This is a genomic window from Pacificoceanicola onchidii, from assembly GCF_004804335.1.
Taxonomy (GTDB): domain Bacteria; phylum Pseudomonadota; class Alphaproteobacteria; order Rhodobacterales; family Rhodobacteraceae; genus Pacificoceanicola; species Pacificoceanicola onchidii.
Map to the genome: position 1 here is coordinate 722,383 of NZ_SRXY01000001.1, position 22,747 is coordinate 745,129.

The window sequence follows — 22,747 nt, forward strand, 5'->3', positions numbered from 1 at the left end:
GCCAGTTAACGCCGAATTCCCGTGACATGCAATCAACCGCCGTTGCCTCGGTCCGATTACCCGCTAGGTTTGACATATGACGATGCATGATCCTGCTCGCCCCCTACCTGTTCGTGTGCCGCTGGTCACGCGGCCCATGGGGCTTTGGGAAAGCCTGCAAGCTTCTCGGCGCAATGTGCTGTCCATCATTCCCCAGGTGGCGACGCGCCAGCCGATCCTGTCGGGCAAAACCGGCAAACGCTGGCACATGCTGATGGATCCCGGCGGCAACCGGCAGGTTCTGCTGGAGAAGCTCGACGACTATCCGAAATCCGTGGTCACCAAGAACCTTCTGCGCCCTGCGATTGGCGAGTCACTCTTTATTGCCGAAGGCGCACATTGGCGCTGGCAGAGGCGGGCGGCCGCCCCCGCGTTCAGCCATCGCAACATGATGAACCTCGCGCCGATCATGAGCGATGCGGCCCTGCGTTCGGTCGAGCGCATTCATGCGGCGCGTCCCCGGGCGGTGAATTTCCTGGATGAAATGGTCAGCCTGACTTTTGATGTCATTTCTGATGTCACCTTCTCCGGGGATCAGGGCTTTGACCGCAACGCCGTGCATGGGGCGATTGATGACTATATCTCCGAGGCCGGGAAAATCTCGCTCTTCGATCTGCTGGGCTTTCCCGACTGGTTGCCGCGACCGGGGCGGATGTTCTCGGCCGGGGCCGTCAAGCAAATGAAATCCGTCGCGGACAGCGCCATTGAGGATCGGGCGCGCCGGGACGTGACCGGGGTGCCTGACCTACTGGACCTTTTGCTGGCCGGAGAAGACCCGGAAACCAAGCGCAAGATGAACGTGGCCGAGCTGCGCGACAACCTGCTGACCTTCATCGTTGCGGGCCATGAGACGACCGCGCTCACTTTGGCATGGTCTTTGTACCTGCTCGCGTTTGATCCCAAGGTTCAGGAACAGGCCCGCGAAGAAGTCCTGTCTGTTGTGTCCGGCGGTGTGGCCACCGATGAAGATCTGGATCGCTTGCCCATGATCCGCCACATCGTGGACGAGGCGCTGCGGCTCTATCCGCCTGCCGGGATGATTTCCCGAACCGCGATGGCGGATGACACCCTGTGCGGGCGCGAAATCCGCAAGGGGGACACCGTGATCCTTCCGATCTACGCGCTGCATCGAAATGCGCTGCTATGGGACGAACCAGATGCATTCCGCCCCTCCCGCTGGGCGGCGGGCAAGCCGGATCGCTACGCCTATCTGCCGTTTGGGGACGGGCCGCGCATTTGCATCGGGGCCAGTTTTGCCATTCAGGAGGCTGTGATCGTGCTGGCCACCCTGCTCGCCAACTTCCGCTTCAAATCCGTGAAAGGGCGGCAGCCAGAGCCCGTCATGATCCTGACGCTCAGGCCCGAAGGCGGTGTTTGGCTCGAAGCAGAGCCTCTGGCGAAATGAAAAACGCCGGGCTGAGGGGCCCGGCGCATCTCATAAGTCCGCTTATGCGGGCGGCGGCGGGGGCGGCGGCATCACGGTAAAGAGCTGCGCCAGCTCGGCCACATCGTTGGCGCGCTTCCAACCGTCCTGACCTTGCGTCCAGACATGCGTTTCGCGCTTCAACTCGCCACTGGAGACCATGCGGCCCAGATCAGCCTTGCTGAACGGACCTTTGGTCTGGCCATTCTCGGCAATGTGCCAGACATGCTCGACCGGCGGAGGCGGCGGAACGGCCGCGCCCTGCCCGCCTGCGGACGGCGCAACGGCCGCGCCCATCTGCTGGCCCATCTGCATGCCCATGGCCGCACCCATGCCCATGCCCATGCCTTCGGTCATACCACCACCGGCGGCCATCGCGTCAGCCGCTTTGTACTTCATATAATCATCCAGGTTGCCCTGAATGCCGCGGCTCGTCCGATCATCGAGCGCCTTCTCAACAGCAGGCGGCAGACTGATGTTCTCGATATAGAGCTCCGGCAAGGTCAGACCGTAGCCCGCGATCACCGGATCAATCGCCTGCGCGATCAGCTTGCCAACCTCTGACGTGTTCGCCGCCATGTCCAGAACCGGGATGCCCGCCTTGGCAATCGCGTTGGAGAACTCCTGCACGATGATGTTGCGGATCTGGCCGCTGATCTCGTCCATGGTGAACTCGCCATCGGTGCCGACAATCTCACGCATGAAAAGCGCCGGATCGGCAACCTTGATGGTGTAGGTACCAAAGGCCCGGATGCGCGTGGGGCCAAACTCCGGATCACGCAACATGATCGGGTTCTTGGTGCCCCACTTGAGATCCGTAAAGCGGTTGGTGCTGACGAAGTAGACTTCGGACTTGAACGGCGAATTGAAGCCGTGGTCCCAGTGCTGCAGATTCGTCATGATCGGCATGTTGTTTGTTTCGAGCATGTAGAGGCCCGGCGTGAACACATCCGCCATTTGCCCTTCATGCACGAACACCGCCGCCTGGCTTTCCCGGACGGTCAGCTTGGCGCCGTACTTGATCTCGTGGCCTTCCCGCTCAAAGCGGAAAACCATCGTGTCCCGCGTATCGTCGGTCCACTCGATGACGTCGATAAACTGGCCTGACAGAAAATCCAGAATACCCATGCTTTTATCCTCTCATTGCGCGCCTTGCGGCGCTCGCTCCCCGCACCTTGGCCCATGTTCACCTATATGTGAACGCCAACATCCGGGTTCAATTTCTGTTCACGGGGAAGAGCCTCAGCTTTCTCCCCCCAAAAGGGCCGCCGCCTTGCGCCGCACGATCGGGCGGGCCTGGTCTGCTCCCATGCCCGGCTTCAACTCGGGATCATACAGGATTTTGAGCAGCATCTCATCATGCCGCGTCAGAAGTGCAAACTCGTCATCATCGTTGAAGATCGACGGGCGCGCGCGCGGATCGTCATTGCCCAGCCCAAGGCCCTGCGCAATTTCCTCGTGGATGCAGGAGCGGCGCAAAAGATCCGGGTGTTCGGTCCGAATAATGGCGATCGCCTCACCATAGGCATAGCCATTCGGCTGCTCCGAGAAAGCGATCACAAGACAGTGGATTGACCGCGGCAGCGTATCAAACAGCGCCAGTGACGCCGGATTCACATCCGGCACAAGCGCACGAATGCGCGGCTTGATCTCCGCCTTGTCGTCTTCGGACATGAACAGGACATGAAAGTTCGCTGCACCCGGCGACGACATGGAAATCGGATGCCCGGTGATGCGCGCCAGTTTCTGGACATAGCCTGCGACCCAGGCGCGGTTCTCGGCGATCTGATCCTGCGGAACCCGGTCTCCGAACTCCACCGCCATGCGCACAGGCTTGACCCATTTTTTGACCGCACCCAGCTCGCCCCGAGACGGGGTCAGCCCAGCGCCGCGCTCATACTCTTCGGCCAAGGCAATCTGTTCGAAGGTGCGCGCGAGCATGGTGTCTGTGAACTGCGTGTCCGGCCCGCCGCCATCGGTGCGCAACAGCCCCCGAACCAGCAAATCGCTTTGCACGCGCGTATAATACCGTTGCAGCGCGACACTCGCGGGGGAAGCCGTGATATCCGGGGCCGTGTCCACCGATGGCTCAACATCCGGGCGCGTCTGCGGCTTGACGCTGGTTTTTGACGGGGCAAGCGAAGGGGAGTCACAAGCCGTAAGGCTTGCGAGCGCCGCGGCCGCGACAAGCGCGACCCATCTCTTGCCCCGCAACACGGTCTTTAGCTTGCCGGAACGGAAGTCGCTGCGTTGTCACCCACGCCGTCCTTGCGCGCCTTGGCGCTGGCAAGCGTATCCCGCAGATCTGCTTCCATCTGCTTGAGCTCCTTTTCGGCCTCGGCGCGGCGGCGCTTGCCTTCGTCCGCGATCTGCAGGCTCTCTTCGATGGTGCCGATGAGATCCGCATTCGCCTGTTTGACCGCTTCGATATCGAAGACACCGCGTTCCATTTCTTCGCGGATCATCTTGTTGCTGTCGCGCAGGTTCTTGGCGTTGGAGGTCAGTAGCTCGTTGGTCAGATCATTGGCGTCGCGCACGGCTGCAGCCGCTTCGGCGCTGCGCTGAATGGTGACCGCCTGAGCCAGCTGCGTCTCCCACAGCGGCACGGTGTTCACCAGCGTCGAGTTGATCTTGGTCACGAGGCTCTTGTCGTTTTCCTGAACCAGTCGGATCGACGGCAGCGACTGCATGGTCACCTGACGGGTGAGCTTCAGGTCATGCACCCGGCGCTCCAGATCATCGCGCGCGGCGCGCAGGTCGCGCAGTTCCTGCGCCTTGATCATCTGGTCGCCCTCGGCAGCTGCCTGAACCTCGGCCTCGGCCGCTGGAATGTCCTTGGTGTCGAGCTCGTTCAGCTTCTCTTCACCCGCCGCAATGTACAGCGCCAGTTCGTCATAGAACTGGAGGGTCTTTTCATAGAGAAGATCGAGCGATTTGATGTCCTTCAGCAGCTTGTGCTCGTGCTCCAGAAGATTGTCCGTCACGCGGTCGATCTGACTCTGCACTTCTTCGAAGCGCGCGGTGAACTTCGCGAACGGCGCGGCGCGACCGATCAGTTTTTCCCACCAGCTGCGCTCGCGGCGCACGTCCAGTTCCGAAACCGAGAAGCCGCGAATGGTCGTCACGATACCGCGCAGGCTGTCGCCGGCCGGGCCGACGTCCTTGTTGCGCACATCGGTCAGCATCGCCTGCGAGATTTCCTGCAATTCGGCCTGAGCAGCAGAGCCGAAGGACACGATGGAGTTGGTATCGCCCATGTCGATCTCGTCCATGCGCGTGCGGATTTCCTCACCCACCTCGGCGGTGGCTTCGGCGAGCGGCACCACGGCATTGGCTTCAATCGGCTCCGGCAAAACAACCGCGTTGACTTCCTCAACCTGAGCCAGCGCGGCTTCGGCCTTTTGACGAACGTTCTCGGACATTGGGGGTCCCCCTGTTTTTTTATGATTAAACCGTCTCGCTCAGAGACGGACACCCTCGCGCTGCAACCGATCCCGCAGCACGTCAATTTCCACGGTCAGATCCGCGTTGTTATCAAGCAAAAGCTTCTCGGTCTTTTTGCCAAAGCTCTCTTCAAGATCTGTCAGCAGCATCATGTAATCGGATTTTGCACCCCGATCCTGCGTACGCGAATAGACATCCGCAAATTTCACCGACGCATCGCGCGCGCCCATCAGGTAAACACCGAGGAACTTACGGGCACCGGCCAGATCGCGCGGGTCTTCCTCGACCGTCCGGATCATCTCGCGCACCTTGATTTGCAGCCGTTCAACCCGCGCCTCGACCTGTCGGTCCCCGGCTCGCTTGATGGCGTCGCTCATGGCATTCAGATGCGCTTCAGCTTCATCCACCACTTTGGCCACACGGTCTTGTTGGAAGGTGTCGATCCCTTCCATGCCTTTGTCTTTCAAGGGATCAAGTCCGAATGCACCAATGTGCAGCACAGCCGCAGCAGCCCCAAAGATCATCGGTGCAATCAGCCCGGGATCATTTTTGTAGACCGCAATCGCAGCGCCGATCCCGCAGAAGGCGGCGGCGAAGATCTTGCGCGGGATGCCCGGACGGCGCGACACGCGGCGCTCGTCATAGGCGGCCTGCGCCCTGAGACCATCACGAAGCAGCCACGCCCCCAAGAGCAACGCCCCGGCTCCGACCAAACCCGTGGCCAAGCCAATGGCGCCATCGTTCAGCGACATGGCCGCCAACACGATGGGCGGCACGAACATGACGTTGGAGCGTGCGCCGACGGGATCGACCGTCGCGCCTTTGTAGGCTGAAGGACCCGGCCGGTCCTCAGGCATTACGGTGCTCCCGTCAGGGCTGTATTTTCCGCCAAATTTCTGAGCCACGCTCAAAGCCCTCCGAGCCAGCCGGTCACAACCCCGAACAGGAGAACGATCAGGAGGACATATGTAATTTTTTGCAGGGCCGTTGTGGACATGAAACCCCCGAATGGTGCGTCTATTGCCGAAAACTTAAGGGCAAAACCCTGCACTTGCTAGGGGGAAGCAGGGGGGAAGTGAGCAAAGATTTCGTCAGGCCGCATTTTCTTGCGGCATACGCCCGATCAGCATGTCTGCTTCCATATCGAAAGCATCCCGGCCCGCTTTGACACCACTCCGGCGTGCACGCTCTTCAAAGCTGTCTGCCAGAACCTTGAGCTTGGCCAGATACCGGCGGCGCGCGAAGGCGGCGGTCTCGCCACCCAGATCCACTTCCAAACGGCCGATTTCCGTGCTGAGTATTTCCACGAACTTGTCGACTGGTTTGCGCAGCCGGCGCAGATCTTCACGGCTTCCCGACAATGCCTTGACCACGCGAGAGGCCATATTGCGGGTTGCGTCTGTCTTGAGCGTCATTTCCGCATCGCCCAGAACGGCTACCCGCTCGGACAATTCGATCAACGTGTCATTCACAAGCTCGACGTAGTCCGCCGCTTCGAGCCGGGCGAGCACCTCGGGATTGTCGAGGCCCTTGTCCTGCATCGGATCAATCCCGAACGCGGAAAGACCCAATCCAAAAGCCAGAGCGCCCAAAAGAAGTGGCGGAATCGCGTTGCTGAAGTGCATTCCGGCCAGAACCGCAACCATCACACCGATCAGCAACGATCCCACCACCTTGCGCGGCAGGCGCGGACGATAAGCCACTTCGGCCTCTTCGTATTCACGCTGAATTCGGTGACCGGCGGAAATCAGGCGGAGGGCAAAGGCGAACAGAGCCACCTCCACAACAGCGACAAGGACCGCGCCACTGGTATCGCGAAACAGCCAAAGCACAAGCGGAAAAGCCGCGAGGAACAGGATGTTCAGGCCGGGGTCAAGGCTGGCGGCGTCCTTGTGAATCGGATTGCGGAAGAGCTGTTTCATGACCTGTCACCACATGTAGCTCAGGCCAAAGATCATGACCCAGAGGAACAGAAAGGAGACGCGGGGGATCAGAACGCCGGACCGTTTCGCTCTGTCAGCCGCATGGGAGAGCGTGTGAAACGTATCCTGCGCAACCATGCGCAGCCCCGCGAGTGCGAGGAAAGTCGACAGTGCCAGAATCGCAAGTGTCAGTAACGTCATCATCATGATGACAAACTCTTCGCGAATCCGGGCAAAAACGCGGCAAGGGGCGGGAATTTCAGAGAATAGTTAAGTCCTGATTACCAAGTTCGCGCCACAATTACCGGTGCTTGGGGGCCCGCTTGCGTTGCGGCTTGCCGCCGGTTTTGGGGCGCGGTTTCGCGGTGCCTTCGGGTTTGCCGAGGTCAAGGCCAAGCTGGTCGCGAAGCAACTTGCGCCGCACCTCTTCAACGGCGCCCTCCTTCAGCTGGCCGAGTTGAAACGGCCCATAGCTGACCCGGATCAGCCGGTTCACGGTCAGGCCGATGTCCGCCATAGCGCGGCGGATTTCACGGTTCTTGCCTTCGCGCAGGCCAACCGTCAGCCAGGCGTTTGCGCCTTGCTGCCGGTCAAGCGTGACAGTCATCGGCTGAAAGCGTTGCCCGTCAACCTCGATGCCCTTGCGCAGCGGCTCCAGAACCTCATCCGTCGGCCTGCCATTGACCCGCACGCGGTACCGGCGAAGCCAGCCGGTCGAAGGCAATTCCAGTTTGCGCTTGATCCCGCCGTCGTTGGTCAACAACAGCAAGCCTTCCGAGTTCAAATCAAGCCGCCCGACGCTCATCACGCGCGGCAACTCCTCTGGCAACGCGTCAAAGATCGTCTTGCGCCCTTGCTCGTCCTTGTTCGTCGTCACCAGACCCACGGGCTTGTGGTACAGCCAAAGGCGCGGCTCTTCGGGCGGGGCCAGCAATTTGCCATCCACCATGACCCGATCCTTTTGAGTCACGTTCAGCGCCGGGCTATCGATCACCGCGCCGTTCACCGAAACCCGCCCTTCGGCCACAAGCCGCTCCGCTTCACGCCGCGATGCGACGCCGGCGCGTGAAATGACCTTTGCGATGCGATCGCCGGGCGGGGTTGTGCTGGGTTTGTCTGACATGCCGCTGCTCTATCCTATTCGCGGCCCCTGTCAAATCCTTACCGCTTTCCCCGCCCAAATGAACGCGCTATCACCGCGCCCATGAAGTTTGCGTCATACATGGACCGCGCCCTTGATGAAGCCCGCGCCGCCGCCACGCGCGGCGAGGTTCCGGTGGGAGCCGTGGTTGTCTCTGCCGATGGAGCCATCGTCGGCGAGGCAGGCAATCGCACGCGCGAGTTGAATGACCCGACAGCCCATGCCGAGATTCTGGCGATCCGCGCCGCCTGCACCGCGCTGGGGCAGGAACGCCTGCCGGATCATGACCTGTACGTCACGCTGGAGCCCTGCCCTATGTGTGCCAGCGCGATCAGTTTTGCCCGAATCCGGCGGCTCTATTTCGGTGCCTCCGATCCGAAATCCGGCGGCGTCACAAGCGGCGCGCGGGTCTTCTCACATCCGCAGTGCCACCACGCGCCGGAAGTCTATGAGGGGCTTGCCGAGCAGGAATCCTCGCAGCTGCTCCGCGGTTTTTTCGAGGCACGCCGCTGATGGCGCGCGTGGTTCTGTTCAACAAACCCTTCGGCGTGCTGTCTCAGTTCACCGACAAGGGAACCGAAGGTAGCCCCCGCCCGACCCTGTCAAATTACATCGACCTCAAAGGGGTTTATCCAGCAGGGCGGCTGGACAGGGACAGCGAAGGGCTGATGGTGCTGACCGATGACGGCAAGCTGCAGGCGCGCATCTCCTCTCCGAAATTCAAGAAACCCAAGACCTATCTGGTCATGGTGGAAGGCACGCCAAGCGCCGCGCAAATTGACCAACTCCGCCAAGGTGTAACGCTGAAAGACGGGCCAACGCGCCCGGCGCAATGCGAAGAAATCGAGGCGCCGGACCTATGGGAACGTGACCCCCCGGTCCGGTATCGCAAGTCAGTGCCGGATGCCTGGTTGAAGCTGACCATCACCGAAGGTCGAAACAGGCAGGTGCGCCGGATGACGGCGCATGTGGGTCTGCCCTGCCTGCGGTTGGTGCGTTGGTCGGTCGGCGGCTGGAGCCTTGATGGGCTGGCCTTGGGAGAGTGGCGTTTGGCAGGCCAGTAGCCGCCTATTCGCGCGTTGCGCCCGGGACCCAGAGCACATCGGCGCGGCCATCGTCATTCGCGATACGGGCCGCGACAAAGAACCAGTCCGACAAACGGTTGAGGTACTTCACCGCGTCGGGGTTCACGTCCTCGACCGACGCCAGTTCCACCGCCAGACGTTCCGCGCGCCGCGCCACGGTCCGGCACAAGTGCAAATGCGCCGACAGGGCCGACCCACCGGGCAGGATGAAACTGCGCAGCGGCTCCAGACTTTTGTTCATGACGTCGATCTCGGCTTCCAGCCGCTCAACCTGCGCCGCGATCATACGAAGCGGCGGGTATTCCGCCTCCGCATCCTTGTCGCGATCCGGGCTACACAGATCAGCCCCCAGATCAAAAAGATCGTTCTGAATGCGCCCGAGTGCCGCGTCGGTCTCCCCTTCCGCGTGCAGCCGCGCCATGCCGAGACAGGCGTTCAACTCATCGGACGTGCCATAGGCCGAAACACGCGCGTCATACTTGGGGACGCGATTGCCATTGCCCAGCGCAGTGTCCCCTTTGTCCCCGGTCCGGGTATAGATTTTGCTCAGGACAACCATCTCAGCTCCTCCGCAGCCAAACGAACAACAAGATCAGAACAACCGCAATGAACTGCGCAATGATCCGCCAGCGCATCGCCTTGTTGGCGTTCTTGCGATTGAATTCACCGCCCTTGGCAAAAGCGCCGATACCAAACAGCAAGATGGCGACAACGGCCAGCATGGCCGCGCCGACGACAAGAAAAAGGGGATCCTGGAACACGCGTGTCTCCTGCCAGAAGCTTTTCCGTTCACATAGCTGTCTTTTGCGGAAAAGCGAACAGTTCGTATAGACGCAGGATCATCTACCGCGGCTGAGCAGCCAATCCAGACCCCGCGTCGACAAAACCCGCCGCGCGATGCCCGAGATGTAGGTGGGCGTCGTGATGTAATACCGTGGCTTTGGACGAGTGGCCTCGCAGGCATGGATCAGCTTCTTGCTCACCGCCGACGGTGGCAATTCAAACGGATCGGGGCCGCGCGATTCGTAAAGCCGCTTGAGCAGCTTTGCCTCGTACTGATCCGCACGCGGCGACGCCTTCCAGTTGATCCACCGTTCAAAATGCGGAATGGAGTTGACCCGGATCTTCGACGTCACCGGCCCGGTGTTCAGCGTCACGATGTGTATTGGCGTATCCGCCATCTCCAGCCGAAGCGTATCGGTCAGCCCTTCGATGGCGTATTTCGAGGCATTATAAGCACCCCGCCAGGGTTGCGAGACAAGCCCGAGCACCGAAGAATGATTGATGATCCGCCCATGCCCCTGCGCCCGCATGACCGGAATGACCGCGCGCGTCAGCTCATGCCAGCCAAAGACGTTGGCCTCGAAATTGCGGCGTAACCCGTCCGTTGGCAGGTCTTCCAGGGCGCCCGGCGTAGCAAAGGCGCCGTTGTTGAACAGCACGTCCAGCGTTCCGCCGGTCTGCGCCATAACGTCCGATAACCCGGCCGCGATGCTTTCGCTGTCCGCGTAATCAATCTGGGGGCTGTCAAACCCCTCGCCTTTCAAACGGTCGCAATCCGCTTCCTGCCTGCAAGACGCGAAAACGCGCCAGCCGCGCGCTTTCATGGTTCGGGCCGCGTCAAGACCGATACCTGACGAGCAGCCTGTGATGAGAATGGTTTTCTGGCTCATACAGCGGAGGTAGCGCAGACGATCCGTCCGCGAAAGAGCCGGTTCAGTTGGATGCAGTCAGGAAACTGCCCGACATCCAGCCGATTTCGTTGTTCCCGGCCATGGCGCGCAGCTTGATCCAGCCCGTACCATCGTCCTGAAGAACCTCGACCTCTTCGCCCTGGAACAGGCGCGTCACCACGCCGTGATTTGTCCCCGGGCCGCTGCGCAGGTTCACAACGTTCCCTGTGACAAAGCGATAGTCGATGCTGGAGACCACATTGATCGAGCCGGTGCCCGTTGCCGCGGTTTCGATCGTCGCCACGGTATCCGCCCCTTGCTGGAGCGCCGTCACGATCAGCTGCACCGCGTTGTCATCCGTATCCTCAACGGCAACCTCTTCGGCCCCCATGTCCAGACGAACCGGCGTCGATGTGCGCAGATGCGCAACGGAGGCCAAACCGGTCCCCATGCCAGACGTACGCGTTACCTGAGGCGTGATTTCCGGGGTTGAACGGGTGCTGACTTGCGCGACGCGTTCGGGCTGGCGGGTTTCGAGTTCGACGGGCGGCGCGAGGAAGGCAACCGAGTTGTCACCGGGCTCAAACGCACTTCCGCCAGACAACTCGTACCAAGCCCAACCCAACACACCAAAAGTGATCACGAAAACGCGCATCATCGCCACATACCCCCAAAGGTGCCCCATACACCCGACAAACCGTGAGAATCCCTCGCGGTTTTCAGATATTAACAGGTTTGCCTTCCCCCTCTAAGTGAAAAAGCGGGAAAATTTCCCCGCACTTCTAAATTCCATCGCTTTACCGTCCGAAAGAGCGCCTGTATCACATCATCTATGGATGATGATACGCTCGACCCCAACATGAACCGTCAAATGTCAGAGCCGCTGAGCCGGGCCATCGGCGAGCGCTACCTGACCTATGCGCTCTCGACGATCATGCACCGTGCCTTGCCGGATGCGCGCGACGGGCTCAAGCCGGTGCACCGGCGCATCCTCTATGCCATGCGCCGTCTGCGGCTGACGTCGACCGGTGGATTCCTGAAATCCGCCAAGATCAGCGGCGACACCATGGGCGATTTTCACCCTCACGGCGACGCGGCAATCTACGACGCCATGGCCCGTCTCGCGCAGGATTTCACGATCCGATATCCGCTGGTCGACGGGCAAGGCAACTTCGGCAACATCGACGGCGATAATCCCGCCGCCTCGCGCTACACCGAAGCGCGCATGACCATCATGTCAGAGGCGCTGCTCGAAGGCCTCAATGAAAACGCCGTCGATTTTCGCGACAACTATGACGGACGCCTGCAAGAGCCGGCTGTCCTGCCCGCCTCCTACCCGAACCTGCTGGCCAATGGCTCTTCCGGCATTGCAGTGGGCATGGCCACGAACATTCCGCCGCACAATATCGGCGAGCTTCTGAACGCCTGCCTGCATCTGATCAAAACACCGGACGCCCGCGACGATACGCTTTTGCAGTACGTCCCGGGCCCCGATTTCCCCACCGGCGGGGTGATTGTTGAGCCTGCGGAAAACATTGCCCAGGCCTACCGCACCGGGCGCGGCTCCATCCGCCTGCGTGCGAAATGGGAGGTCGAGGACCTTGGGCGCGGGCAATGGCAGGTTGTTGTCACCGAGATCCCCTACCAAGTGCAGAAATCCAAGCTGGTCGAACGCATTGCAGAGCTGATCCAGACCAAGAAGGTGCCGATCCTTGCCGATGTGCGTGACGAAAGCGCCGAAGACATCCGCATGGTTCTCGAACCAAAGTCCAAGAACGTCGATCCCGATGTCCTGATGAACCTTCTGTTCCGCAACTCGGACCTGGAAACCCGATTCTCGCTCAACATGAACGTGTTGATCGACGGGGTCACGCCCCGCGTTTGCTCTCTGAAAGAAGTGCTGCGCGCCTTCATCGATTTCCGCCGCGAAGTTCTGATCCGCCGTTCGAAACACCGCATGGCCAAGATCGACGCCCGGCTTGAGGAACTCGAAGGCTTCATCATCGCCTTCCTCAATCTTGACCGCGTGATCGACATCATCCGCTATGACGACAATCCCAAAGCGGCCTTGATGTACGAGGATTGGTCCAAGGCGCATCAAGCCACGATTCCGCGCGCTACCGACGAGAGCGACTACCGCTCGCCGCTTATCGGCGTAGACGTCAAAGCGCTTGAATTGCGGGATGACGAAGACGCCATCGCGCGCGGCGCGCTGGCCGACGATGGCACGGATTCGAAAATCCCGGCCCGCTTTGTCGGCCGCTCCGAAGGGCTGTCGGACGTTCAGGCCGAGGCGATCCTCAACATGCGCCTGCGCGCCCTGCGCCGTCTTGAGGAACTGGAGCTGATCCGCGAACGGGATGCGCTCATGGAAGAGCGTGCCGGTCTCGAAGACCTGCTCGATTCCGAAGACCTGCAATGGAAGACCATCGCCGAACAGCTTCGCGAAGTGCGCAAATCCTTTGGCAAGGATTACGTCGGCGGCGCGCGTCGTACGCTGATTTCCGAGGCTGCCGAAGTCGAAGACGTGCCCATCGAAGCCATGATCGAGCGCGAGCCGATCACCGTGGTCTGCTCTCAGATGGGCTGGATTCGCGCCATGACCGGACATATCGATCTGGGTCGCGAACTGAAGTTCAAGGACGGCGATGGTCCGCGTTTCATCTTCCACGCGGAAACCACGGACCGCCTTCTGGTCTTTGGCTCCAACGGGCGCTTCTACACTCTGTCCGCATCAAATCTGCCGGGCGGGCGCGGCATGGGCGAGCCGGTCCGGATCATGGTTGACCTGCCGAATGAGGCAGAGATCGTTGACCTGTTCATCCACAAACCGGACGGCAAGCTGCTGGTCGCCTCCTCGGCCGGGGACGGCTTTGTCGTGTCCGAATCCGAAGTCATCGCCCAGACGCGCGCCGGCAAACAGGTGCTCAACGTGCGCGGCGAGGTGAAGGCCAAGGTCTGCAAACCGGTCACGGGCAACGCCGTCGCCGTCGTTGGCGAAAACCGCAAGGTGCTGGTTTTCATGCTCGACGAACTGCCCGAAATGGCCCGCGGCAAAGGCGTGCGGCTGCAGAAATACAAGGACGGCGGCCTGTCAGATGCACGCAGCTTTACGCTCGAAGAAGGCCTGTCATGGCTGGACCCGGCTGGACGCACCCGCACGGAAACCGCACTCGAAGAATGGATCGGGAAACGCGCCGGAACCGGCCGCATGGCCCCTCGCGGGTTCCCGCGCGACAATCGTTTCACCTGAGACTCCGGCTCAGCGCGAATAGGGATCCAACCAGCGTGACGGGGGCTGGTCTCGCTTGTTGTGCGCGTTTCTCAACCGCCAAATCGCTGAAAAACAGGGCGTGGACTGCTGATGTCGCAAGGCGATGCGCGCGAATCTGCGACAAAATGGCCGTGCCTTTGTGCTAAATCCGACTACTATCGTGACAAAACACACCCCAGCCTCCCGGCTTTTTCAAAAACGCGACGTCCTTTGGCGCTAACGTGACGATTTTGGTCTGTTTCGCGGCGCTGCGGCACGCTAACACTCGGTCCGAGAAATACCGCGTGGTGAAATCGCCGCGCTGAAATCAAGGAGAGGAACGCTGATGAAGGTACTTGTACCGGTAAAACGCGTGATCGACTATAACGTGAAGGTTCGCGTGAAAGCGGACGGAAGCGGTGTTGATCTCGCCAACGTCAAGATGTCGATGAACCCTTTCGACGAAATCGCCGTCGAAGAGGCGATCCGCCTGAAGGAAGCCGGCAAGGCCGACGAGATCATCGTGGTCTCCATCGGTGTCAAGCAAGCCACCGACACGCTGCGCAATGCGCTGGCGATGGGTGCGGATCGGGCGATCCTGGTGAATGCCGCCGATGATGTGCACACCGACGTCGAGCCGCTCGCCGTTTCGAAAATTCTCGCCAAGGTGGTCGAGGAAGAGCAGCCGGGCCTCGTGCTCTGCGGCAAGCAGGCGATCGACAACGACCTGAACGCCACCGGCCAGATGCTGTCCGCGCTGCTCGGCTGGTCCCAGGCGACCTTTGCTTCCGAGGTGGACATTGACGGCGACGCCGCCAAGGTCACACGCGAAGTGGACGGCGGTCTGCAGACCATTTCCGTCAAGATGCCGACGGTTGTCACCGTCGATCTGCGTCTGAACGAGCCGCGCTATGCCTCCTTGCCGAACATCATGAAGGCCAAGAAGAAGCCGCTCGAAGAGAAGACCGCCGCCGATTACGGCGTCGACGTCACGCCGCGCCTCGAGATCGTCAAGACCACCGAGCCCGCCGAACGCGCGGCCGGGATCAAGGTTGCCGATGTCGATGAGCTGATTGCGAAACTCAAGGAAGCGGGGGCTGTATAATGGCTGTTCTTCTTCTTGCCGAAGTGAATGACGGCGCGCTGGCGATGGACGCCACCGCAAAGGCCGTGACCGCCGCGAAGGCGATTGGCGATGTAACCGTGCTCTGCGCGGGCGGCACCGCTGCGGATGCGGCGGCTGAGGCAGCCACCATCGACGGCGTGTCGAAAGTGCTCTGCGCCGAAGATGCGGGCCTGTCGCACCGCCTCGCGGAATCCACGGCAGACCTGATCGTGGGTCTGGCGGGCGACTACTCGCACATCGTGGCCCCGGCCACGACCGACGCCAAGAACGTGCTGCCGCGCGTGGCGGCGCTGCTCGACGTGATGGTGCTGACCGACGTGACGGCTGTCATCGACGCCGACACCTTCGAGCGCCCGATCTACGCCGGCAACGCGGTTCAGACCGTGAAATCCGGCGACGCGACCAAGGTCATCTCCTTCCGGACCTCGACCTTTGACGCAGCGGGCACCGGTGGCGCGGCTGCGGTGGAAACCATCGGCGGCGCATCCTCCGATCTGTCGTCCTGGGTTGAAGACAAGGTTGCCGCAAGCGACCGCCCCGAGCTGACCTCGGCGGGCGTTGTTGTCTCCGGCGGCCGCGGCGTTGGCTCCGAGGAGGACTTCAAGCTGATCGAAACCCTGGCCGACAAGCTCGGCGCGGCCGTTGGCGCGTCTCGCGCGGCCGTGGACTCCGGTTTTGCCCCGAACGACTGGCAGGTGGGTCAGACCGGCAAGGTTGTGGCACCGGACCTCTACGTCGCCGTCGGCATCTCCGGCGCGATCCAGCACCTCGCGGGCATGAAGGACTCGAAGGTTATTGTCGCGATCAACAAGGACGAAGAAGCCCCGATCTTCCAGGTCGCAGACTTCGGCCTCGTCGCAGACCTCTTTGACGCTGTCCCGGAACTCACTGAAAAACTGTGATGGGACAGGGGGACCAAGGTCCCTGCACACACAACGAAAGGCCCGCCAAATTGGCGGGCCTTTTTCATGTTGGAAGGAGGGGTCAGGCGAGCCCACCCCCAACCATGGGGCCAACGACTTCGGCCAGCGCATCTGCGGCCTCCGCATGGGCTGTTGGCCCCATTTGCTCGGCGGCGGCACAGGCTTCGAAGTCGTTGAACACCATCCCCGTCGTGCCTTCCATTGACGCCTGATCCGAACAGACCACCTCGACCACCGCCGCTACCCGCGGCCGCAAAGTCTCGATCATGGACCGCGTCACGAACAACGGGTCTTTCACGCCGGAAACCGATACGGAAATGCTTTCAGGGATCGGATGGTCTGCAAACCACAGTAGGACAACTTTGCCGCGCATGATTGTCAGCACGTGTTTCATCCGAGCCACCCAGGCGGTCCTGAGCTCTTCGACAACAACCGCATGCCGCTCTGCCGAAACCTCGGAAAGGCGGGCCAGCATATGGCGATTGAAGTGAAACTCGGTGAAATCGACCTCCGGAAACAGCTCTTCGAGACTCTCTGAAGCACGTAGAAACCGATCGTTCCGGCGCGGATGCACCATGTAGAACCGGTTCGACATGTTTTGAGCGCCCATCACCTGCAGGACCTTGACCAAGGCACCGCCGGACAACTCCAGAACAGACGGATCATTCAAATAAAAATCGACACCGGCATTCGCCACGCCGAAGTTCACCGCTTCGACAGACAGAAGCCGCCCGAGCAAGTCCGGGAACGGCGCGGAAATAAACCGGCCATAAGTTTCAATACCGCCGAGAAAGGCGATGAAATCGTCCTCCATCGACGCCTTCGGACCACGAAAGGTCACGCGCGAGTTCCCATATTTGCAGGGGTGGTACTCGAGCGTACCGGGACCGCCAGAATGGCATGTCATCTCACCCACCTCATTTCTTTTCACCCAAGGAGGAGATTCGCTCAAAGAGGTTGCAAAATGACTAAAGTGCCAATGTATCATTAACTTGAGACACCTGCCCTTGCAGCCACCGCAGCACCGGGCCTATTGTTGCCGTAAGGTAGCAAAGGACAGGCGCATGGAGATCAAATCAGTTGGCGTTGTCGGCGCCGGGCAGATGGGCAACGGGATCGCGCATGTGATGGCGTTGGCCGGGTATGACGTGCGCCTCAACGACATCAGCCAGGACAGCCTAAACAAGGCCATGGCGCTGATCACCAAGAACCTCGATCGCCAGGTCAGCCGCGAGAAGATTTCCGCCGAGGATCGCGACACCGCCCTGGGCCGGATCAGGACAACACTGGATCTGCCCGAGGTCGCATCGAGCGATCTGGTCATCGAGGCAGCGACGGAACGCGAAGACGTCAAGAACAAGATCTTCGAAAGCCTCGCGCCTGACCTTGGGCCGAACACCATCCTGACGTCCAACACCTCGTCGATTTCCATCACACGTCTGGCCTCTCGCACCGACCGGCCAGAGAAGTTCATGGGATTCCATTTCATGAACCCGGTGCCGCTGATGCAACTGGTCGAACTGATCCGGGGCATTGCCACCGACAAGGAAACCTACGACGCCTGCCTTGGCGTTGTGCAGAACCTTGGCAAAACCGCTGCCAGCGCCGAGGACTTCCCGGCCTTCATCGTGAACCGCATCCTGATCCCGATGATCAACGAGGCCTGCTACACTCTCTACGAAGGCGTCGGCAACGTGCAGTCCATCGACATGGCCATGAAGCTTGGCGCGAACCATCCCATGGGGCCGCTGGAACTGGCGGATTTCATCGGGTTGGACACCTGCCTTGCGATCATGAACGTCCTGCACGACGGGCTGGCGGACACCAAGTACCGCCCCTGTCCGCTTCTGACCAAATACGTCGAAGCCGGATGGCTGGGCCGCAAGACCAAGCGCGGATTTTATGACTATCGCGGCGAGACACCGGTTCCGACGCGCTGAGCGTCGGTGGCCGTCAGTCCGGGCTGTCTTTCAAGGCCAGCGTTTTTTCCCGTAGCCAGGCGACAAACTCGCGCTGCCCGCCTTCGTAGGCTTTCACTTCGTCAGGGCCAATCGGCGCACCGACAACGGGTTTCTGCGGCTTGCGGCACGCGTGGATCACTTCGTGGATCAACAGACCCTGACGCAGCGTGGCCGAGAGTTTGTTGGCAAATTGATACGCGCGGCTGTTTTGACCGGGGAAAAAGACCGGCACCACGGTTGCGCCGGAGCGCTGCACCATCTTGGCGGTGAACGGGTTCCACACGGCTTCAACAGCCGGGCCGAACCACGTCTCTGAGTTGGCCACAACGCCGGACGGGAACAGAACAATCACGCCGCCGTCTTTCAAATGCGCCATGGCGTTGGCGCGCATGGCAAGGCTCTGCTCCCGCGCATCTTCCTCATGCGGAAAGGGAACCGGGATCATGAAGGGATCAATCTCGCGCACCCCGGTCAACAGGGAACGGGTCAGGATCTTGTAATCCGTCCGCACCTTGCCGATCAGATGCGCGAGCACCATGCCATCGACCAGACCATGCGGATGGTTGGCCACGATGATAACAGGACCGGTTTCGGGAATGCGGCGAATCTGCTCTTCCGGCGTCTCCAGCTCGATCCCCATGATGTCGAGCGCCTGGGTCCAGAAGGCCTGCCCTTCGGCGGGCCCCATACGTTCAAACCGGCGCACCATCCGCAACAGGGGGATCTTGCCCGTGGCCCACTCCATCGCCCGGATGGTGTTGGCTTTCCACGGGTTGGTGAACGTGTTGGCGTAGCTGACTTTGCGCTTGTCATAGGGAGCAGAGTCGGGCTGTGATTGCGTTCCCGTGGTCGGCGCATCGATGCCCTGGACCATGCCGTCCTCGTCCCGTCGTCTTCCGCCCGCGCGTGCGCCCGGCTTAGTGTCACTCCCAAAGGCGCGTTGCGCGCCTCAGCACTCTTCCCCGAAACGATCCGCCACAAGCGCCTCGACCGCATTGGCCAGCGCCTCGGCATCCGCACCCGAGGTTTGAACCTCAATAGTGGTTCCCTTCGCGGCTGCCAACATTAAAAGCCCCATAATGCTGTCGCCACCGGCGCTCATCCCGTCCCGGCTGACCTCTGCCGTGGCGTCAAATCCTTCAACAACCTCGACCAGCTTGGCCGATGCGCGCGCGTGCAAACCCTTCTCATTCACGATTTTCAGCGTGCGTTGGATGGTCTGGGACATGGGTTGGCCTTTTCTTTTCTCGGCGTTTTGGGACGACTCAGGCCGCGCCTGGTCCGATGTTGCGGCTGTCGATATACTTGCGTCCCGCCTCAAGTGCACCCCTTACTGCGTCGGCAACGGGCTTCTGGCGCGATTTGGCCAGCTTGATCAGCATCGGCAGATTTGCGCCGTAGAGGATACGCCGGTTGTCGGGTTGGCAGGCCATCAGCGACAGATTCGACGGCGAGCCACCGAACATGTCGGTCACGATGACAACGCCATCGCCGCTGTCCACCCCATCGGCGGCGACGCAAATCTCAGATTGCTTCTGACCGCGATCACAATCCGCATCAATGGAGATCGCCACGATGCCTGACTGCATGCCAACAACGTGCTCCACCGCGGAAAGATACTCTTTCGCTAGGCCGCCGTGGGCAACTATCACGATTCCGATCACTACAGTGCCTTTCCGCCTTGGGTCGGCATGACGCCCTTCCCCTGGGTAATCCCGCGACGTTCCAATTCGCGATGCCTAATTGACACCCGCCAGCCCTCTTGTGCAAGTGCGGCGGCGATGTTTTCTGCGGTTGCAACAGACCTGTGTTTGCCGCCGGTACAGCCGAAACCTACCGAAAAGTGTGCTTTTCCCTCTTCCACAACGCCCGGCAGAACAAAAAGCAACAGATCCACGACTCGCTCGATCAACCCGTCATAACGCGGATCGCCGGCCACATAGTCCGCCACCGGCATGTCCAAACCGGTGAACGGGCGCAGCTCCGGCTGCCAATGCGGGTTGCGCAGGAACCGGCAGTCGAACGCCAGATCGAGACCTTGTGGCAGGCCGCGTTTGTAGCTGAACGAGTGGACAGACAAGGCCATGCCCTGTCCCGTCGCCTGACCGAACCATCCTTCCATCTCTGCTCTGAGATCGTGAATTGTCAGGTCCGTTGTGTCGATCAGCACATCCGCACGGCTGCGGACGTCCTCCAACAAAGCCAGTTCGCGTGCGATCCCCTCTCCCGGAGATTCGTCAGGGGCCAAGGGGTGGCGCCGGCGCGTTTCCGAGTATCGACGGCTCAGCACCTCCGGCGCACAATCAAGGTAGAGCAAATCACAGGTCAAACCGGGCAAGGCCGACAGGGCCTTGTGGACTTCGATCAAACCATCCGCCGAAAACTCGCGGTTGCGCACATCAATCCCAAGCGCCATGGGGCGCGGCAGGTTCTGACTGCCCTCGACAAGCCGCGGCACCAGCGACAACGGAATGTTGTCGATACTTTCAAAACCGAAATCTTCGAGCGCGTTGATGGCCGTAGAGCGCCCGGCGCCAGACGGCCCGCTCACCAACACCACCCTTTGCACAGCCTGCACCATGATCGTCCTTCAGTCCTTTCGACCGCCCTTCAGGTATTGCAGAATCGCCGCCGCAAAATAGGAAGACGCGGAATTGTGAAGCAAGGGGACGTTTTCACCCAGCACCTCGGTTGTCCTGACCTCCGGCAAACGCTCTGTTTCAACGCAATCCAGATCAAGCACCGCACAGAGCCTGCCTTTTTCCGCCGCCGCCGCTTTCAGAAGCCCGACCCCCCGCGCTTCAATCATCCCGAAAATCGCATCGGGAGACCGCATCCAGACCGCTCCGGCGTCACCTTTCTCCACAATCACACGGTCATCCGCGATCAGCAATGCGCCCCGCGTCATCAACTCGAGCGCGAGCGACGACTTTCCGCTGCCTGATTTTCCACGAATGAGAAGGCCTTTGCCGTCCACGGAAACCGCGCTGGCGTGCAGAATGGTCGGCCCGCCGGACGCGTTCATATCAAATCGGCAAACCAACCACGAAACGCGCGCCGAGCGGCTCCGAGGTAACGTCCGCTTCGGTCGGGCGAATATTCTCGGCCCAGATCACGCCGCCATGCGCTTCGACAATCTGCTTGGAAATCGCGAGGCCCAGGCCGGAGTTGTTGCCGAATTCCTGTGTGGGGCGGGAGGTGTAAAACCGTTTGAAGATCTTTTGCAGCGCCTCTTCGGGAATGCCCGGACCGGTGTCCTCGACTACCACGAGAACGCGGTTGTCTCTGCGCCGGGCCCAGACCCGGATCGCGTCGCCATCTTCGCAAAAGCTGATTGCATTGGTAATCAGGTTGACAAACACCTGCGCCAGACGCGGCTCCAACCCGTTGATCGAGATCGGGCGCGGGGGCAGGTCCGTGATAAACTCAACCCCTTTCTTTTCCGCATCCTGGCCAAGAAACTCGGTGATGTTGCCCAGCAGATCGAGCAGGTTGAACTCCTGCTCCTCTTCCTTGACCAACTCTGAATCGAGGCGGGACGCGTTGGAGATGTCGCTCACCAAACGGTCGAGCCGCCGCACATCATGCTCAATGACTTCGAGCAGCTTGTCGCGATGCTCTTCCTTGCGCACCATGCGCAGGCTGCCCACGGCAGAGCGCATCGACGCAAGCGGGTTCTTGATCTCATGCGCCACGTCTGCGGCAAACTGTTCGTTGCTGTCGATCCGGTCGTACAGCGCGCCAACCATGCCGCGTAAAGCCCCCGACAACCGACCGATTTCATCCGGGCGCGCCGTCAGATCGGGAATGCGAATACGGCCCGTTGTCTTGGACCGGCGATTGCGGTCGCGGCCAATTTCGGCGGCGTCTGCCAGATCGGAAATCGGATTTGCGATGGTCGATGCCAGAACGAGGCTCAACCCGATGGACACCAACGTCGCAATGACAAACATCTGCAGAACGCGTTCACGTTCGGACGCTACAGCCGCGTCAATTTCTGTCGCCGTCGAAACCAGAGCCACGGTGCCAATCACGGCATCGCCTTGCTGGATGGGCGAGAACGCGTGGAACAGCGTTTCGCCATTGGGCCCATTGCCGGAAATGACCCTAGTCGTGGTTTGGTCCCCCGCTTCCATCATACGGCGCAAGCGGTCCTCGAGGACCAGTTCCGGCTCATCAGAGAAATAGTCGGACAGCCCGGACACGGACCGCCAGACGTTTTCAAGAAAACTGGAAATCAGGGTTGGCTCTTCGTCCTGCGCGGAGGTGTTCAGGAGCGGCGACAACGCGCCGGATGTCTCCCCGACCAGAAACCCCGCGGAATCGTAGACCAGAAGATCGAGCCCCTGGCGCAGATCGATCCCATCAACCGTTGCGGATACATCCAGCCCCGTCGATGTCCCGATTGCCGCACCCGGCGCCTGGGCCAGCTGCGCTTCGAACACATCCGCGATCAGTTCCACTTCGGCCTGAAGCGCGTTGGCTTTCTGCACGGCCAATGTGTCCCGGGAGGAGTTCAGCCACAAAATCCCCGCCACCAGAACATTCAGGGCGACGAGGTTGAACGTGATGATCTTGCGGGTCAGCGGCGAGCGGTTCAGCGAAAACAGGCTGCGTTGCGCACGGCTGTCGCGCAACTCACGATCCACCGTGCTGTCCGGAGCAACCCAATCGTCGCCCAGAACAACATCAGCGTTCTGCCGGGATGTTTCGTCCCTGTCGTCTCGTTCTGAGAACCGCTCGGCCAAGGCCATGGA

25 protein-coding genes are annotated in these 22,747 nt (G+C 60.9%); 7 read left to right on the forward strand and 18 right to left on the reverse strand.

What is annotated here, in order from left to right; translation table 11 throughout:
• The first annotated feature begins 76 nt into the window (after positions 1–76).
• Positions 77–1,444, forward strand: coding sequence for a cytochrome P450 (locus E4662_RS03520; protein WP_240705106.1), 1,368 nt, complete (start codon positions 77–79; stop codon positions 1,442–1,444).
• Between the two features lie 42 nt (positions 1,445–1,486).
• On the opposite strand, the gene E4662_RS03525 is transcribed toward E4662_RS03520, so the two are convergent.
• From E4662_RS03525 to E4662_RS03555, 7 genes are all read right to left on the reverse strand, one after another.
• A complete protein-coding gene (locus E4662_RS03525; RefSeq protein WP_136439862.1) occupies positions 1,487–2,590 on the reverse strand; it encodes an SPFH domain-containing protein in 1,104 nt (367 codons plus the stop codon).
• Positions 2,591–2,704: 114 nt separating this feature from the next.
• Positions 2,705–3,679, reverse strand: a complete 975-nt coding sequence (locus E4662_RS03530) for a DUF2927 domain-containing protein (protein ID WP_136439863.1) — start codon at positions 3,677–3,679, stop codon at positions 2,705–2,707.
• 5 nt (positions 3,680–3,684) lie between these two features.
• Positions 3,685–4,884 carry a toxic anion resistance protein gene (locus E4662_RS03535; protein WP_136439864.1) on the reverse strand — a complete coding sequence of 400 codons (1,200 nt, stop codon included), beginning with the start codon at positions 4,882–4,884 and terminating at the stop codon, positions 3,685–3,687.
• 39 nt (positions 4,885–4,923) lie between these two features.
• Positions 4,924–5,811 (reverse strand): 5-bromo-4-chloroindolyl phosphate hydrolysis family protein, encoded by an 888-nt coding sequence (locus E4662_RS03540; RefSeq protein ID WP_136439865.1) that lies wholly within the window; start codon positions 5,809–5,811, stop codon positions 4,924–4,926.
• A gap of 186 nt (positions 5,812–5,997) precedes the next feature.
• Positions 5,998–6,828 (reverse strand): hypothetical protein, encoded by an 831-nt coding sequence (locus tag E4662_RS03545; protein WP_136439866.1) that lies wholly within the window; start codon positions 6,826–6,828, stop codon positions 5,998–6,000.
• A gap of 6 nt (positions 6,829–6,834) precedes the next feature.
• A complete protein-coding gene (locus tag E4662_RS03550; protein WP_168797879.1) occupies positions 6,835–7,035 on the reverse strand; it encodes a hypothetical protein in 201 nt (66 codons plus the stop codon).
• A 94-nt stretch (positions 7,036–7,129) separates the two neighbouring features.
• Positions 7,130–7,951 (reverse strand): pseudouridine synthase, encoded by an 822-nt coding sequence (locus E4662_RS03555; protein WP_136439868.1) that lies wholly within the window; start codon positions 7,949–7,951, stop codon positions 7,130–7,132.
• 81 nt (positions 7,952–8,032) lie between these two features.
• Here E4662_RS03555 and E4662_RS03560 point away from each other — a divergent pair, with 81 nt between their 5' ends.
• Together E4662_RS03560 and E4662_RS03565 are read left to right on the forward strand one after the other, a co-directional pair.
• Positions 8,033–8,482 (forward strand): nucleoside deaminase, encoded by a 450-nt coding sequence (locus E4662_RS03560; protein WP_136439869.1) that lies wholly within the window; start codon positions 8,033–8,035, stop codon positions 8,480–8,482.
• Entirely contained in the window at positions 8,482–9,033 is a 552-nt protein-coding gene (locus tag E4662_RS03565) for a pseudouridine synthase (RefSeq protein ID WP_136439870.1), read from the forward strand. Before E4662_RS03560 ends, E4662_RS03565 begins: the two co-directional genes overlap by 1 nt.
• A 4-nt stretch (positions 9,034–9,037) precedes the next feature.
• Here the strand turns inward: E4662_RS03565 and E4662_RS03570 are convergent, their stop codons facing one another.
• From E4662_RS03570 to E4662_RS03585, 4 genes are all read right to left on the reverse strand, one after another.
• The gene (locus E4662_RS03570; protein ID WP_136439871.1) at positions 9,038–9,613 is read right to left on the reverse strand and encodes a cob(I)yrinic acid a,c-diamide adenosyltransferase; all 576 of its coding nucleotides are present in this window, start codon (positions 9,611–9,613) and stop codon (positions 9,038–9,040) included.
• Position 9,614: 1 nt separating this feature from the next.
• Positions 9,615–9,815, reverse strand: a complete 201-nt coding sequence (locus E4662_RS03575; RefSeq protein WP_136439872.1) for a twin transmembrane helix small protein — start codon at positions 9,813–9,815, stop codon at positions 9,615–9,617.
• Positions 9,816–9,893: 78 nt separating this feature from the next.
• Positions 9,894–10,727 (reverse strand): SDR family NAD(P)-dependent oxidoreductase, encoded by an 834-nt coding sequence (locus tag E4662_RS03580; protein ID WP_136439873.1) that lies wholly within the window; start codon positions 10,725–10,727, stop codon positions 9,894–9,896.
• A 43-nt stretch (positions 10,728–10,770) separates the two neighbouring features.
• A complete protein-coding gene (locus tag E4662_RS03585) occupies positions 10,771–11,385 on the reverse strand; it encodes an SH3 domain-containing protein (RefSeq protein ID WP_168797880.1) in 615 nt (204 codons plus the stop codon).
• Positions 11,386–11,559: 174 nt separating this feature from the next.
• On the opposite strand from E4662_RS03585, the gene E4662_RS03590 reads away from it, so the two are divergent.
• The 3 genes from E4662_RS03590 (at position 11,560) to E4662_RS03600 (ending at position 16,008) form a co-directional block, all read left to right on the forward strand.
• Positions 11,560–13,980 (forward strand): DNA topoisomerase IV subunit A, encoded by a 2,421-nt coding sequence (locus E4662_RS03590; RefSeq protein ID WP_136439875.1) that lies wholly within the window; start codon positions 11,560–11,562, stop codon positions 13,978–13,980.
• A gap of 346 nt (positions 13,981–14,326) precedes the next feature.
• A complete protein-coding gene (locus tag E4662_RS03595; protein ID WP_136439876.1) occupies positions 14,327–15,085 on the forward strand; it encodes an electron transfer flavoprotein subunit beta/FixA family protein in 759 nt (252 codons plus the stop codon).
• Positions 15,085–16,008 carry an FAD-binding protein gene (locus tag E4662_RS03600; protein ID WP_136439877.1) on the forward strand — a complete coding sequence of 308 codons (924 nt, stop codon included), beginning with the start codon at positions 15,085–15,087 and terminating at the stop codon, positions 16,006–16,008. Before E4662_RS03595 ends, E4662_RS03600 begins: the two co-directional genes overlap by 1 nt.
• Positions 16,009–16,090: 82 nt before the next feature.
• Here the strand turns inward: E4662_RS03600 and E4662_RS03605 are convergent, their stop codons facing one another.
• Complete coding sequence (locus E4662_RS03605; protein ID WP_136439878.1) at positions 16,091–16,936, reverse strand: DUF6473 family protein; 846 nt, start codon at positions 16,934–16,936, stop codon at positions 16,091–16,093.
• Positions 16,937–17,093: 157 nt separating this feature from the next.
• Here E4662_RS03605 and E4662_RS03610 point away from each other — a divergent pair, with 157 nt between their 5' ends.
• Complete coding sequence (locus E4662_RS03610) at positions 17,094–17,969, forward strand: 3-hydroxybutyryl-CoA dehydrogenase (RefSeq protein ID WP_136439879.1); 876 nt, start codon at positions 17,094–17,096, stop codon at positions 17,967–17,969.
• 13 nt (positions 17,970–17,982) lie between these two features.
• Here the strand turns inward: E4662_RS03610 and E4662_RS03615 are convergent, their stop codons facing one another.
• The 6 genes from E4662_RS03615 to E4662_RS03635 all read right to left on the reverse strand — a co-directional run bounded on the left by E4662_RS03615 (position 17,983) and on the right by E4662_RS03635 (position 22,744).
• A complete protein-coding gene (locus E4662_RS03615; RefSeq protein WP_136439880.1) occupies positions 17,983–18,864 on the reverse strand; it encodes a lysophospholipid acyltransferase family protein in 882 nt (293 codons plus the stop codon).
• 75 nt (positions 18,865–18,939) lie between these two features.
• The gene (locus E4662_RS03620; RefSeq protein ID WP_136439881.1) at positions 18,940–19,218 is read right to left on the reverse strand and encodes an HPr family phosphocarrier protein; all 279 of its coding nucleotides are present in this window, start codon (positions 19,216–19,218) and stop codon (positions 18,940–18,942) included.
• A gap of 37 nt (positions 19,219–19,255) precedes the next feature.
• Positions 19,256–19,654, reverse strand: coding sequence for a PTS sugar transporter subunit IIA (locus E4662_RS03625; RefSeq protein ID WP_136439882.1), 399 nt, complete (start codon positions 19,652–19,654; stop codon positions 19,256–19,258).
• Positions 19,654–20,571: an RNase adapter RapZ gene (gene rapZ / locus E4662_RS03630; RefSeq protein ID WP_240705107.1), complete on the reverse strand. Its 918-nt coding sequence runs from the start codon at positions 20,569–20,571 to the stop codon at positions 19,654–19,656. Before rapZ ends, E4662_RS03625 begins: the two co-directional genes overlap by 1 nt.
• Positions 20,572–20,580: 9 nt before the next feature.
• Positions 20,581–21,015: an HPr kinase/phosphorylase gene (locus tag E4662_RS24285; protein ID WP_240705108.1), complete on the reverse strand. Its 435-nt coding sequence runs from the start codon at positions 21,013–21,015 to the stop codon at positions 20,581–20,583.
• Between the two features lies 1 nt (position 21,016).
• Positions 21,017–22,744, reverse strand: a complete 1,728-nt coding sequence (locus E4662_RS03635) for a sensor histidine kinase (protein ID WP_136439883.1) — start codon at positions 22,742–22,744, stop codon at positions 21,017–21,019.
• Positions 22,745–22,747 lie beyond the last annotated feature (3 nt).